The sequence below is a fragment of the Cobetia sp. 10Alg 146 genome, from assembly GCF_029846385.1.
GTDB classification, from domain to species: Bacteria; Pseudomonadota; Gammaproteobacteria; order Pseudomonadales; family Halomonadaceae; genus Cobetia; species Cobetia marina.
The window spans coordinates 1-13,874 of record NZ_JARWKT010000004.1; the positions used below are offsets into that span (position 1 = coordinate 1).

Genomic DNA, 13,874 nt, shown 5'->3' on the forward strand with positions numbered 1-13,874 from the left:
GCATGGTCGCCACGGTGGACATCGAGACCGGCGAGCGCAGCGTGCTCTCGTATCTCCTGAGGCCCTTCACGCGCCTAGAGCTGCGCTGAGCGCAAGCCTGATCATCAGATAACGGGCATCTGGCGCAATGCCAGCATGTCCGGCCACAACCGCGCGAAGCTGTCCTCAAGCATCGCGCGGTTATCCGTCAGCCACGGCGTCATGTCCGCCAGCGGATTGGCGCCTGCTTCCAGATCCCCCATCTTGTGCCTACGCCTTCCGCTTCGCGTATCACTTTGCCTTCGTGAATCACTTTGCCTTCGTGAATCACTTTGCCTTCGTGAATCACTTTGCTGGCGAGGATCACTTGTCTGGCGTAACCGGCGTCTGGCCGTCATGCGCTCGCCGATGCTGGCAATGGTCGAGAGCGTGAACTCCAGCTCCTGATAGCGCCTGAGCGCATCGCGCACCTGAATCCACTCGATGAGGCTCGACAGGCGTGACGGCACCTCCTCACGCGCCAACAGGCGATAGAGGCGCTCGATATCGTCATCGTGCATCTCACCAGCCAGCAGGTGATCCCACATCATGTCGAAGGCGATGCCGGCCACACGACGTGACGCGGGCGGTACCTGAGTCAACAGCCAGCGAGTCTCGGGATGGGCATCGATCACCGCATCACAGCGGCGATGGAAACGGATGCCGGCTTCTATCTCAGGCGACCAGCCGCTCAGGTCACTGCCGCGCACGCCGTCGGCAATCAGGTTGCCAAACAGGAAGTTATCGCTGCCCGCCAGACTCAGGTGCGCATGACCGAGAAAGTTCAAGTTGCTAGACTCCTGATATCATTACTCATTATTCAATATCCCCGTCCTCTTCTGACTATCGAGACCTCTGATGCCATCTGCGTCCATACCTGCCAAGGCGCCCATCGTGCGCGATATCGTCCTGATCGGCGGGGGACATAGCCATGTTGGCGTGTTGATGCGTTTCGCCATGCAGCCTGAGCCTGGCGTACGCCTCACCGTCATCTGTCGCGACACCGACACGCCCTACTCCGGCATGCTACCCGGTTACGTGGCGGGGCATTACACCTTTGATGATGTGCATATCGACCTGCGTCGGCTGTGTCAGTTCGCCGGCGCACGCTTCTATCGAGATCAGGTAATCGATATCGACCGCGGCCAGCGCCGCGTGATCTGCGCCGAGCGCCCGGCGGTGGACTATGACCTGCTGTCGATCAATATCGGCTCCACGCCTCGCCTGTCCCACATCGACGGTATCGGTGATCCCGAAGCGGCTGATGCCCCCGTGGTGGCGGTCAAACCGATCAGCACCTTCCAGCAGCGCTGGCTGAGCCTGCTTGAGCGCGCAAAAAGCGCCGAGCGGCCTCTCGACATCGTGCTGGTCGGCGGCGGTGCCGGCGGGGTCGAGCTGCTGCTGGCCATCCAGCAGCGCCTCGCCGCCGAGTTGCCCGCTGCGCTCGCGCCGAACCTGACGCTGATCACCCGCGGACAGCGCCTGTTGCCGACGCATTCTCCTGAGGTCAGCGCTGCACTCGCCACCACCGTGCATGAACGCGGTATCCAGGTGCATTTCGGTGAGGAGATCACCGCTGTCGATGCTTCCACGGCGTCATCCCAGCGCCAGCTGATCAGTGCCAGCGGCAGCCACTATCCGGCCGACGAGGCCATCTGGGTGACACGCGCCGGAGGGGCACGCTGGCTGGAGAAGACAGGACTGAGCCTGGATGAGGATGGCTTTCTCAAGGTGCGCGATACCCTACAGACACTCGAGGATGATGCCATCTTCGCCGCGGGCGATATCGCGCATCAGGTCAATCATCCGCGTGAAAAGGCCGGCGTATTCGCCGTGCGCCAATCACGGCCGCTGGCTGACAACCTGCGCCGCGCCGTGCGCGGAGAGTCACTACATCCCTATATTCCGCAGTCCCGCTGGCTGGCCCTGATCAGCACCGGGGATCGTGATGCCATTGCCTCACGCGGCAATCTGGGGCTGGTGTCGCCGTGGCTGCGTCCGTGGCTGTGGCGCTGGAAGGACCATATCGACCGCCAGTTCATGGCACGCTTCAATGAACAGCCCAGCATGCAGGACGTCGCGGATACCGGCGGCCTTGCCGGGTTGCAACAGCGTATCAGCGCTGCCTGGCAGGCGCTCAAGGGCGGCGATGGCAGGCTCCACCCGCGCCTGACCGCCGAGCTGGATGAGCAGGAAGCGCATCAGGCCCTGTCCGCGCTGGCGATGCGCTGCGGCGGCTGTGGCGCCAAGGTCGGTGCCAGCGTGCTGTCGCGAGCGCTGCAGAGCCTTGCCCCGCGCGAGAACGCGGACGTGCTGGTCGGGCTGCATGCCCCGGATGATGCCGCCATCGTGCGAGTGCCCGAGGGTCAGGCACTGGTACACAGCGTCGACTTCTTCCGCGCCTTCATCGATGACCCTTACCTGTTCGGGCGCATCGCTGCCAATCACGCCCTGGGGGATCTCTACGCCATGGGCGCTACGCCCCACACCGCCACCGCCGTCGCCACGGTGCCGCAGGGGATCGAGCGCAAGGTCGAACCGCTGGTGCGCGAGCTGATGCAAGGCGCCACCGAGGTGCTCAACGAGGCAGGCTGTACGCTGGTCGGCGGACATACCGGCGAGGGTCAGGAGCTGGCGCTGGGCTTCGCCCTCAATGGCCTGGTGGTGGAGAATCTGGCCGGCGTCACCTGCAAAGGCGGCATGCAGCCAGGCGAGGTACTGATCCTCACCAAGGCCATCGGCACCGGCACCCTGCTGGCAGCGCACGCACGCCTGGAAGCGCGAGGCCGCTGGATCGACGCCGCACTGGACAGCATGCAGCAATCCAGTCAGCAGGCGGCAAATATCCTGCGCGCCCATCAGGCGAGCGCCTCCACCGATGTCACCGGCTTCGGCCTGCTCGGCCATCTGGTGGAGATGACCCGCGCCAGCGGCGTGGATGCCGAACTCGAGATCGACGCCCTGCCGATACTGGACGGCGCCGAGGACTGCGTCGCCCGCGGGGTGGTCAGCTCACTGCAACCGGCCAACCTGCGTCTCAAGCGGGCCCTGAAGGATCAGGCCGGCGTCATTGATCACCCGCGCTATCCGCTGCTGTTCGATCCACAGACCGCCGGCGGCCTGCTGGCCAGTGTGCCTCTCGATCAGGCCGAGTCCTGTGCTGCCGCGCTCAAGACCGCCGGCTATCACGCCAGCGCCGTCATCGGGCGCATCCTGCCACAGGGTGATGCGCTGGCGCCGATCAGCATCAAGCGCTGAACGCGGCGAGACAACTCACCGACGACGTCAGCCGCCCCCTTGCCGCCGGTCTTTTGCCCCCCACGACAAGACGCCCGTCAGATCTCTCTGGCGGGCGTCTTGATCTCTGTAGCACGCAAGTCCGAGAGCTAGCTCACTTCGGCCATCTCACCTTCGACTGGCTCCGTTCGGCCATCTCGGTTCGACCGGCTCAGGCTTCGGCTTCGCGCTTGAGCGCCTCGAAGCTTTCCACGAAGGCATCCATCGTCTCGGCACAGTAATCCCGCAGCCCACTGACGACCAGCTTCTTGGAGCCACTGCCGATGCACTGCTCGCCATCATGGATGCCGAATTCGAGCAGGGTATCGCCACGCTTGCCGTTGACCTCAAGCGAGGAGCGCACGAAGTCGAGATGCAGATCGGCGATATCGAGCCGTTCGAAACAGAAGCCCATGCTGTCATAGATCACCAGCGGGCGTGCCGGATTGAACATCACGCCCTTCTCCAGCATCAGCGGCTGCAGGAAGTGCGGGAAGTTGCGCCCGGAGAAGGCGATATACTGGCGAGTGAAATTGGCGACCACTTCCTCGTCATGGGTGGTATCACCGCTGCGCTCGACCGTCAGATAGACCTTGCCGGCTTCATCGCGCACCAGCAGGGACACGCCATTCTCGTCGGGTTCTTCCAGCGCTTCGAAGATCAAGGGCACATCATTGCCGACCATGCCGCAGAAACGGATGGTCATGCACTGTGAAAGGCCGAATTTCGCCAACAACAGGGAGAACAGCAGGTCGCCGGGCACACAGAAGCGTCGCGCATCCGGGTCATGAATGGGGTTGTAATCCCCCGCCATCTGCTTGGCGAAGCGACTGGCCTGCTCGGCGGTGATCCGCACGCGGCCATCTTCGACCCGGTGAAACTGATCAAGAAACATGGACTGCCTTCCTGCCCTGCTTGAATGATGATCGATGGCCCGTCCTGAACCATCGCGGAAATGCCTCCGAGGGGAGGAATCAAGGATGACACGCTTTCACGCCTGTCCAGCAGACGTGCCATGAGGCTGCCATGACACGTCGATCACGGGATTTTACCACTTGCTGACAGGCAGATGGTGACTCGTGACAGGCTTTGCAAGAGTTTGCAGCCCGACAGATGGCCATATACTGTATATAACCCCATGCTTTCGGGCAAACCGCTGCACTGCCCGCCACTTCGACAGGTCGCCATGCAAGCCGCTCCCCTCGACAATCCGCGCTACTACCTGGCCAACTTCGATACCCTGCTCGATTGGGTCTGCCAGTGCCACGCCGATCTGCTGACAGAGGCGGAGCGTGCCACGGTGGACGCCATCACGCGCCTGCCGGAGCCTTCACGGGCCCTGCTGGTCCGCCTGCTGATGCGCAAGGGCGATCATTTCGAGGTCACGCAGCTGCATTATGCCGAAATCGGTGACATCGAGGCCGCAAGCCAGCCTCTGATCACACCGATCGCCGACAGTGCCACGCCTGATGGGCTGTGCCGCCTGAACGCTGACCTGAGCCTGGAGGAAATGCTGTCACTTGTGACACTGCCGCGCTTGAAGGACGCCTTCCCCGAGCTGCCAAGAAGCACGCCCAAACGCCGGATGCCGGATGCCCTCAGCGAGCTGCTGGGCGATACCACGCCACGGTCACTGCCCGAGTGGCTGAATGACCCCACCGCCAACACGCTGAGTGTTGGGCTTGGTGAGCTGTCGCGACGCCTGAGCCTGATGTTCTTCGGCAACCTGCGCCAGACTCTGTCGGACTTCGTGCTCAGTGAACTGGGCCTGCTGCGCTGCGAGGCGGTCGCGCTTTCCCCAGACTCGCGCGCCTTCACCCAGCGTTGGGAGGTGGATCGTTATCTGGCCCTGGAGCAGCTGCGTGAGGACTGGCAGGCGGCCAGGGAGCGTCTGAATCGTGAGACGGCGCATGCTGAACTGGAGCCGCATTGGCAGCGCATCATCTCGGCCCTGGACGAGCCGACATCGTCAGAAGCCGACGCGACAGAGGCGAATCGCGCCAATGCCTGGCTGGCCCAGCGGCGTGACCGGCTGCGTTTCTCGCTGGCGCGCGATGCCGAGCGTCAGGGCTGGCATCACGCAGCCGCACTGCAGTACGCCTGTCTCGAGGACTCCGCCTATGCGCCGCGTGCCATGCCGCGCCGAGTGAGAGCGCTGGAGCTTTCCGGCGATATCAGCGCAGCCCACGCGCTTGCCTGCGAGCGTCTGGCGCGTACTGATATCACGCTGGATGAGCAGCTGGCACTTGAGCGCGCCCTGCCTCGCCTGTGCCGTGGCCTTGGCTTGCCCGCGCCCAGACGCACCAAGGCGCCGGCCACGCCGCAGATCACCCTTACGGTGCCGGACCTTGCCACCTCGGCCGCCGCCGGCATCCATGGGGTCGAGCGTGCGGCCGCCCATGCACTGGCCACGCCCGAGGCACCGGTCTTCTATGTCGAGAATGGTCTGCTCCCCGCGCTCTTCACCCTGTTGTGCTGGGACGTGCTGTTCGCGCCCTTGCCGGGAGCCTTCTTCCACGCCTTTCATACCGGCCCGGCGGACCTCTACCGGCCTGACTTCGTCAACCGTCGCCAGGCCGCTTTCGAGGACTGCTTCGCGCGCCTGTCCGATGGCCGCTACCGAGAGACGATTCGTGAGCGTCATCAGCAGAAACAGGGTATTCAAGCGCCCTTCGTGCATTGGCCGCTGTTGAGCGAGGAGCTGCTGTCCCACGCACTGGACTGCATCCCCCCGGCACATCTGGAGGCCTGCTTCCGACACCTGCTGGCCAATCCCCGCGAGCATCGCGCTGGCCTGCCGGACCTGATCCAGTTCTTCCCCGAGAACAGCCGCGAACGTTACCGGATGATCGAGGTCAAGGCACCCACCGACCGCCTGCAGGACAACCAGCGCCAGTGGCTGGCCCTGTTCGCCCGCCATGCGATTCCGGCGCTGGAGTGCCGTGTCGAATGGCAGACCATAAACGCCTCTGATGCGTCCGCCGAGGACGAGGCCACGGCACGCAAGGCACCGACTGCGCGATGATCACGGCCGACACTTCAAGCAGCGCGACCGAGCGTTACAGAATCGCGGTACGCGAGCTGTGCGCCTTCGCCGCACGCGAGGGCGATCTGGATCTGCGCTTCACGCCCTCGCCCACCGCTCAACAGGGCATTCGCGGCCATCAGCGCATCGTGCGTCGGCGGGGCAAGGACTACGAAAGCGAGATATCGCTCTCCGGCTGCATCGGCAATCTCGAGATTCGCGGCCGCGCCGATGGCTATGATCCCAGGCGCAACTGTCTCGAGGAGATCAAGACCCACCGTGGTGACCTGTCCCGTCAGCCCGCGAATCACCGCGCCCTGCACTGGGCCCAGGCGCGTGTCTACGGTGCCCTGATGTGCCGCAGTCGCGATCTCGAGGGCATCACGCTGGCGCTGGTGTATCTGGATATCGCCGCGGACGCACCAGCCAGCGCTGCCAAGGATGAACCGGAATCCGGCGGCGACTCCATCGGGGCTTCACAGGATGAACAACGCCTGGAAGCCTGGTGGAGCCGCGAGGCGCTGGAAGCGGAGCTTGCACGTCTGGCCGCACGCTTCAGCGAGTTCGCCGCCAATGAACTGGCGCATCGCCGCGCCCGTGACAGCGCCCTTGGCACGCTTGCCTTCCCCTGGCCTGCCTGGCGCCCCGGTCAACGCCAGCTGGCCGAGCATGCCTACAAGGCGGTGATGACCGGACGCGAGCTGCTGGCCGAGGCGCCGACCGGTACCGGCAAGACGCTGGCGACGCTGTATCCTGCGCTGCGTGCGATGCCCAGAAACGGCACGGACAGACTCTTCTACCTCACCGCCCGCACTCCGGGCCGGGCCTTGGCGCTGGACGCGCTGACCACCCTGGTGCCAGAGGTGGTCGAGAACGCGGAATCACCGGACACGCCTGCCGCAGCGCTGCGCATTCTGGAACTCGGCGCGCGCAGCAAGACCTGTGAGCACCCGACTCTCGCCTGTCATGGTGAGTCCTGCCCGCTGGCACGCGGCTTCCATGATCGTCTGCCTGCGGCACGCTCTGCCGCGCTTGCCGACCACCAGCCACTGACGCTGGCGACGACACGCCGACACGCCCTGGCCCATGAGATCTGCCCCTACTTTCTCGCCCAGGAGCTCTCGCGCTGGGCGGATGTGATCATCGGGGATCACAACCACTACTTCGACAGTCATGCGCTGCTGTTCGCCCTGACCCAGGCCAATGACTGGCGCTCCGTGGTGCTCGTCGATGAAAGCCACAACCTCATCGAACGCGCCCGCGGCATGTACAGCACCGAACTCGACGCCCGACAGTTCCACTTTCTGCTCAAGCAGTTGAGTCGCACGGGCCATCCGGCCCCGCTGCGCTCGGCCTCCCGCACGCTGGCCCGGCAGTGGCGAGCGCTGGAGCAGCTCGGGCCGGAAAACGGCAGCTCAGGGAATCCAAGCAGCGGGAACGGCAGCACCGATGACGGCAGTCAACAGGCACGTCTTGCGCTGGAGACGTTGCCCGGCGACTTCCTCAAGGCGCTGACGCAATGGACGGGCGCGATGGGCGACTGGTTGGCGGAGCCTGACAAGGCCGCAACCCCTCCTGCGGCCAGACAACAGGCAGCGCGAGCCACGGCCACACAAGCCCCCGAACAGCTGGGCCTGATCGCAAGCGATACCACCACCCTGGCCTCAAGCACCACCCCGTCAGACTCCAGTCCGACATCCACCGCGGCCAGCCGCCGCGTGGAGCCTGACGTCGAGATGATGGAGGCCTATTTCGCGGCGCTGACGCTCACGCGACTCGCGGAAGGCTTTGGCGATCACTCGCTGTTCGAGGTCGAACTCGCCGCCACGAAACCACCGCGTCAGGCAACGCTCTCCAGCGGTTCAAGCTCACGCTCCGGCGCAGCATCGGCTGCAGGAGCAGAAGCAGAAGCAGCAGCCCGGCCTCGCAAGCCCCGAGGGCGCAGCGTGCGCCAGATTCAGCCGCGACTGCGCTGCGTCAGCCCGGCGCCGTGGCTGGCCCCCCGCCTGCGCGCCAGCCACGCCACCCTATTGTTCTCGGCCACGCTCAATCCGCCGGCCTATCATCACCGCCTGCTGGGACTGGCGGACAACGCAGTCTGGTTGAGTGTCGAGTCGCCGTTCAGGGCGACACAGGTACAGGTCAGTCGCCATCGACTCTCGACCCGCCTGCGGGACCGCGAGGCCTCCTGCCGGCCCATCGCCGAACTGATGGCCCGCCAATATCAGCAGCGCCCGGGCAACTATCTGGCCTTCTTCTCGAGCTTCGCCTATCTCGAGCAGGTCGCCAGCACCCTGCAACAGCTGACGCCGGAGATTCCCCAATGGCGCCAGACCCGTGCCATGACGGAAGCGGAGCGCACCACCTTCATTCAGCGCTTCACCCCCGACGGCCAGGGCATCGGTTTCGCGGTGCTGGGCGGTGCCTTCGGCGAAGGGATCGATCTCCCGGGGTCGCGTCTGATCGGGGCCTTCATCGCCACCCTGGGGCTTGCCGGCTTCAGCCCGGAGAATGAAGCGCTCAAGCAGCGTCTGGCGCAGTGGCTGGAAAGCGATGCAAGGCGGCGTGTCGAACGACATTCGACAGACGACGCCAAGGAGGAGCGTGGCGATGAGGCAGGTCCGCTGCCCCCTGTCATCCAGCCCTTGAAGGCTGACGACTGCACCTATCTGTACCCCGGGCTCACCAGAGTGGTGCAGGCTGCCGGCCGCGTGATTCGCAACGAGCAGGATCAGGGCGTGATCCACCTGATCGATGACCGCTTCCTGCGCCCGGAAGTCGCACGACTGCTGCCGCGCTGGTGGACGCCGACAGACTGACGCGAGCAGGATGACGCCAGGCGTGCCTTTGCCCCGAGATGGCACAAAGCCTGCACGTCAATGGGCAATAGAACAGTGCCTCATCCCCTTTCCGCTCCCCGGTCGCAAGGAAGCCGAACGATGCCAGACAACGACAACGCCCTGTGGGGCGACGAGTATCCGCGTGATCTGATCGGTTATGGTGCCAATCCCCCCCATGCCAACTGGCCGGGTGGTGCGAAGATCGCGGTGCAGTTCGTGCTCAACTATGAGGAAGGCGGCGAGAACTGCCTGCTGCACGGTGACAGCGAGAGCGAGAAGTTTCTCTCCGAGATCATCGGTGCCGAGGCCTACCCCGCGCGGCACATGAGCATGGAGTCGATCTACGAATATGGCTCGCGCAGTGGCGTGTGGCGGATTCTTGATGAATTCAAGCGCCGGGAGTTGCCGCTGACGGTCTTCGGCGTCGGCATGGCGCTGGCGCGGCATCCGGACCTGGTCGCACGCTTCCTGGAGGATGGCCATGAGATCGCCAGTCACGGCTGGCGCTGGATTCATTACCAGCACATGGATGAAGCCCATGAGCGCGCCCATCTGGAACGCGCGGTGGAAAGCTATCGCGAACTGGTCGGTCATGCGCCACAAGGCTGGTACACCGGGCGCGACAGCCCCAACACCCGCCGACTGGTGGTGGAGCACGGCGGCTTCACCTATGACAGCGATTACTACGGCGATGACCTGCCGCTATGGATGGAGGTGACCACCGCCAATGGCGAGCAGGTGCCGCATCTCGTCGTCCCCTACACCCTGGACACCAATGACATGCGCTTCGCCAGCGCCCAGGGCTTCAACAACGGCGAAGATTTCTTCCAGTACCTGCGTGACGCCTTCGACGTACTCTATGCCGAGGGCGAGACAGCGCCCAAGATGCTCTCCATCGGGTTGCACTGTCGGATCGCCGGACGACCGGGACGCTTCGCGGCGCTGAAACGCTTCCTCGATTACGTCCAGTCCCACGACAGGGTATGGATCACCCGTCGCATCGATATCGCCGAGCACTGGCAGCGCGAGCATCCCTATACCCCCGCCAGCTGACATCGCAAAAAGAACGCCGCAGCCCTTTCGGGATGCGGCGTTTGTGGTTGAATCCAGCGAAGGTCAGCGATCGCACCTTCAAGGCTGCGCCAGTCAGTCTTCCAGCATGCTGGTCAGTTTTCCAACATGCAGGCCAATGCCAGCAGGCTCTCATCACGGCCCGGCAGGCCCAGCAACGAGACGCCCCAGGGCGGTGGTGCAGCCTCCTCAGGCAGGCGCGCTGCGTCATCGGTCAGCCACGGCAGACTCAATTGCGGTGCGCCATTCAAGCCGGCCAGTGCGGTGAGTCCCATCAAGCGATGACGATAGGCCTCCATCTCCTCGAGGCTTGCGCCCAGCAGCGGTGAGGCGCCCGGCGTGGTGGGCAGCACGAACACCGCCTCGCTGGTGGCCTCCGCCTGGGCATGGGCAGCCGCACTGCCATCGTCGCAGGCACTCTCGCCGCCCTCATGACTGGCTGTCAGCTGCTGGCGATACCAGCGGCGCACGGTGTCTGCCTTGGCTTCTGCTGCCTGCTCGTCAGTATCGCTGAGCGTCATGCACCATTTGAGGCGCGCCGCGATATCCGGATTCAGCTGCGGCCAGCGAGAGTCGGGGCCCTGCTCCGGTGTACTCAACCATGCCTGGTGCGTACGACGAATCTCGCAGCCCTGCAGAATCCGAAAGGCCTCACTGGCCCTCGCCATGAAGGCCTGGCTCAACATTCGCCGCTCGCAGCGAAAACCGAGTGATTCAAGACGACGCGCCAGCGGCCCCAGCAGTCGCTGATAAGACCCCGCCACCAGCCCTTCCGGCACCAGCAGGATGAGTCTCGCCGGCAAACGAGTCGCTGTCGTTGACGGCATCAACACCTCACTGACCTGCGTCAGCGTCGCGAGATCCCGCGTCATCCAGCCAATGGTATCGAAGCGCGGCGCCAGCGGCTTGAGGCCTGACATGTCAATGCGGCCATGGGTCGGCCGCAGCCCGTAGAGCCCACAGTAGCTGGACGGCACGCGAATGGAGCCACCGGTATCGGTTCCCAGCCCGATCTCCGCCTCACCGCGCGCCACCGCTACTGCAGAGCCTACGCTTGAGCCTCCCGGCAACCTCAGCGGCGCACGCGGGTTCTGCGGCGTGCCGTAATGGGCATTGGTGCCGTTGAGGCTGTAGGCCAGCTCATCGGTCGTGGTGCGCGCCCGATAATCGGCCCCCGCCTTCTGAAGCGCCAACACGCTGGGCGCCGTCCCCCGCTCGATGGGAGCGCTCGCCAGCAGGTCAGGATTGCCCTGTCCGGTGCGCTCGCCCTTGATCGCGAACAGATCCTTCACCACCAGTCGCTTGCCCTCAAGAGACCCCTCTCCCTTCGGCCCGGAGAAATGCGCCGGGGCAACATAGATACGCTTGTCCATCGGGACCGACTCCTTTCGACTCATCAGGGGGTTCGCCTTCGTGGCGTGGCGCGGTGCGGTGTGATCACAGCACCGCGCCAAGGAACTGGCGCAGCTCTTCCGTGGCTGGATTGGCAAACAGCGTCGCGGGGTCGCCTGATTCATGCACACGCCCCTGGTGCATGAAGATCACGCGATCCCCCACATCGCGGGCGAAATTCATCTCGTGGGTCACCAGAATCAACGTCATGCCCTCACGCTTGAGCTGCTCCAGCACCTTGAGCACATCGCCGACCAGCTCCGGGTCCAGCGCCGAGGTGATCTCGTCACACAGCAACACCTTGGGGTGCATCGCCAGGGCGCGCGCGATCGCCACCCGCTGCTGCTGGCCACCGGAGAGCTGGCTCGGCCAGGCATCGAATTTCTCCCCCAGCCCGACCTTGGCCAGCATCTCGCGGGCCTCGCGCTCCGCGACATCCCGTGCAACGCCCTTGACCAGCATCGGCGCCAGCATCACGTTCTCGCCGACGCGCTTGTGGGGGAACAGATTGAAGCTCTGGAACACCATGCCGACATCCTGCGCCAGAGCGGCGGCGTCCATCTCGCTACCGTCCAGCAGATTGCCGGCGACGTGGATGCTACCGCCGTCATGCTGTTCCAGCTGGTTGATACAGCGCAGCAAGGTGCTCTTGCCGGAGCCGCTGCGACCGATGATCGAGACCACCTCGCCCGGGCGCACTTCAAGATCGATGCCCTTGAGCACCGTCAGATCGCCGAAGGACTTGGTGAGCGCCGACAGGCTGACCAGCGGCGCCTTTGCCTTCTCGGAGACGGCAGCACTCTCGGTGACCGAGGAATCGGATGAGACGGTGTCCAGCGGGGAAACTTCAGCGAGCAGTGACATTGAGACGTGCCTCCAGGTGGCGAGCCAGCCGCGAGAGCGGATAGCACATGGCGAAATACAGCAACGCGACCAGCGCAAAGACGGTGAAGGGTTCCAGGGTGGCGTTGTTGAGCATGGTGCCGGCCTTGGTCAGTTCGACGAAGCCGATCACCGAGGCAAGCGCGGTGCCCTTGATGATCTGCACCGAGAAACCGACGGTCGGTGAGATGGCCATGCGCAGCGCCTGCGGCAGGATGATGTGACGCATGGTCTTCAGATAACCGAGCCCCAGCACTCGCGCCCCTTCCCACTGCCCCTTGGGCACCGCCTCGACACAGCCACGCCAGATGTCGTGCAGGAAGGCACTGCTGAACAGCGTCAGCGCGACCGCCGCCGCCGTCCAGGCCGAGACATCCAGCCCGAAGACCGCCACGCCGAAGAAGGCCAGGAACAGCTGCATCAACAGCGGCGTGCCCTGGAACAGCTCCGTATAGAGGCGACAGAAGAGTGCCGCCCCCGGCCAGCGGGTCAGGCGCAGAAAGGTCAGCGCCAGCCCGACCAGACTGCCGCCGATGAAGGCGATCAGAGACAGCGCCAGCGTCCAGCGCGCCGCCAGCAGCAGGTTGCGCAGGATGTCCCACAGCGTGAAGTCGATCATGAGTGGGCCTCTCTCAGCACATGGGAAGACAGACGCCGGCGCGGGGCTGGCGTCAGGTGGCGAAAGCCGAACAGACGACGCCCGATGCGGTTGAGCAAGGCGCGCATCGCGATGGCCAGCAGCAGGTACATGCCTGCCGTCACCACGTAGCTCTCGAAACTCAGGAAGGTACGTGACTGGATGAAGTTGGCCGCGAAGGTCAGGTCCGCCACGCTGATCTGGGAGACCACGGCGGAGCCCAGCATCACGATCACACACTGGCTGGTCAGCGCCGGATACATGCGTTCCAGCGCCGGCATCAGCACCACATGGCGATAGCGCTGCCAGGGCGTGAGACCCAGCGCACGCCCTGCCTCCCACTGGCCGCGACCGGTGGCATCGACACCGGCACGCAGAATCTCGCTGCTGTAGGCCCCCAGGTTGAGTGTCATCGCGATCACCGCGGCCATCTCGGCGCTGAGTGACAGCCCCAGCGCCGGCAGGCCGAAGAAGATGAAGAACAGCTGGACGATGAAGGGCGTGTTGCGCAGCAGCTCCACCAGCATGCCCAGCAGCCGGCTGAAGACGCTGCTCGGCGCACGATGGCGCTGCCAGACACACATCACCGCACCGAGTATCCCCAGCGTGGTGGTCAGAATGGTCAACCAGACCGTCGTCATCAGCCCGGCCAGCAGGTCGGGCAGATACGGCAGCAGGCGCGAGAAATCCGGGAGATAGTTCATCGATCAAGCCTCACGGGAAAAGGGAGTCA

10 protein-coding genes are annotated in these 13,874 nt (G+C 64.7%); 4 read left to right on the forward strand and 6 right to left on the reverse strand.

Features of this window, described 5'->3' with window-relative positions:
- Nucleotides 1-104: 104 nt before the first annotated feature.
- Nucleotides 105-806, reverse strand: a complete 702-nt coding sequence (locus tag QD172_RS08295; protein ID WP_279855451.1) for an ACP phosphodiesterase — start codon at nt 804-806, stop codon at nt 105-107.
- A 70-nt stretch (nt 807-876) separates the two neighbouring features.
- On the opposite strand from QD172_RS08295, the gene selD reads away from it, so the two are divergent.
- Nucleotides 877-3,276 carry a selenide, water dikinase SelD gene (gene selD / locus QD172_RS08300; RefSeq protein WP_279855452.1) on the forward strand — a complete coding sequence of 800 codons (2,400 nt, stop codon included), beginning with the start codon at nt 877-879 and terminating at the stop codon, nt 3,274-3,276.
- Nucleotides 3,277-3,466: 190 nt separating this feature from the next.
- Here selD and QD172_RS08305 read toward each other — a convergent pair whose 3' ends face one another.
- Complete coding sequence (locus tag QD172_RS08305; protein ID WP_077376644.1) at nt 3,467-4,189, reverse strand: DUF3581 family protein; 723 nt, start codon at nt 4,187-4,189, stop codon at nt 3,467-3,469.
- A gap of 291 nt (nt 4,190-4,480) precedes the next feature.
- Here QD172_RS08305 and QD172_RS08310 point away from each other — a divergent pair, with 291 nt between their 5' ends.
- From QD172_RS08310 to puuE, 3 genes are all read left to right on the forward strand, one after another.
- The gene (locus QD172_RS08310; RefSeq protein ID WP_279855453.1) at nt 4,481-6,319 is read left to right on the forward strand and encodes a VRR-NUC domain-containing protein; all 1,839 of its coding nucleotides are present in this window, start codon (nt 4,481-4,483) and stop codon (nt 6,317-6,319) included.
- On the forward strand, nt 6,316-9,138 hold the full coding sequence (locus QD172_RS08315) for an ATP-dependent DNA helicase (protein WP_279855454.1): 2,823 nt from the start codon (nt 6,316-6,318) through the stop codon (nt 9,136-9,138). The genes QD172_RS08310 and QD172_RS08315 overlap by 4 nt, the downstream gene beginning before the upstream one ends.
- Before the next feature lie 120 nt (nt 9,139-9,258).
- A complete protein-coding gene (gene puuE, locus QD172_RS08320; protein ID WP_191236971.1) occupies nt 9,259-10,212 on the forward strand; it encodes an allantoinase PuuE in 954 nt (317 codons plus the stop codon).
- Between the two features lie 113 nt (nt 10,213-10,325).
- Here the strand turns inward: puuE and QD172_RS08325 are convergent, their stop codons facing one another.
- From QD172_RS08325 to QD172_RS08340, 4 genes are all read right to left on the reverse strand, one after another.
- A complete protein-coding gene (locus QD172_RS08325) occupies nt 10,326-11,603 on the reverse strand; it encodes an amidase family protein (RefSeq protein ID WP_279855455.1) in 1,278 nt (425 codons plus the stop codon).
- 64 nt (nt 11,604-11,667) lie between these two features.
- Nucleotides 11,668-12,486 (reverse strand): amino acid ABC transporter ATP-binding protein, encoded by an 819-nt coding sequence (locus tag QD172_RS08330; protein ID WP_136937856.1) that lies wholly within the window; start codon nt 12,484-12,486, stop codon nt 11,668-11,670.
- A complete protein-coding gene (locus QD172_RS08335) occupies nt 12,470-13,123 on the reverse strand; it encodes an amino acid ABC transporter permease (RefSeq protein WP_279855456.1) in 654 nt (217 codons plus the stop codon). Before QD172_RS08335 ends, QD172_RS08330 begins: the two co-directional genes overlap by 17 nt.
- Nucleotides 13,120-13,845: an amino acid ABC transporter permease gene (locus QD172_RS08340; RefSeq protein ID WP_279855457.1), complete on the reverse strand. Its 726-nt coding sequence runs from the start codon at nt 13,843-13,845 to the stop codon at nt 13,120-13,122. Before QD172_RS08340 ends, QD172_RS08335 begins: the two co-directional genes overlap by 4 nt.
- Nucleotides 13,846-13,874: the final 29 nt, after the last annotated feature.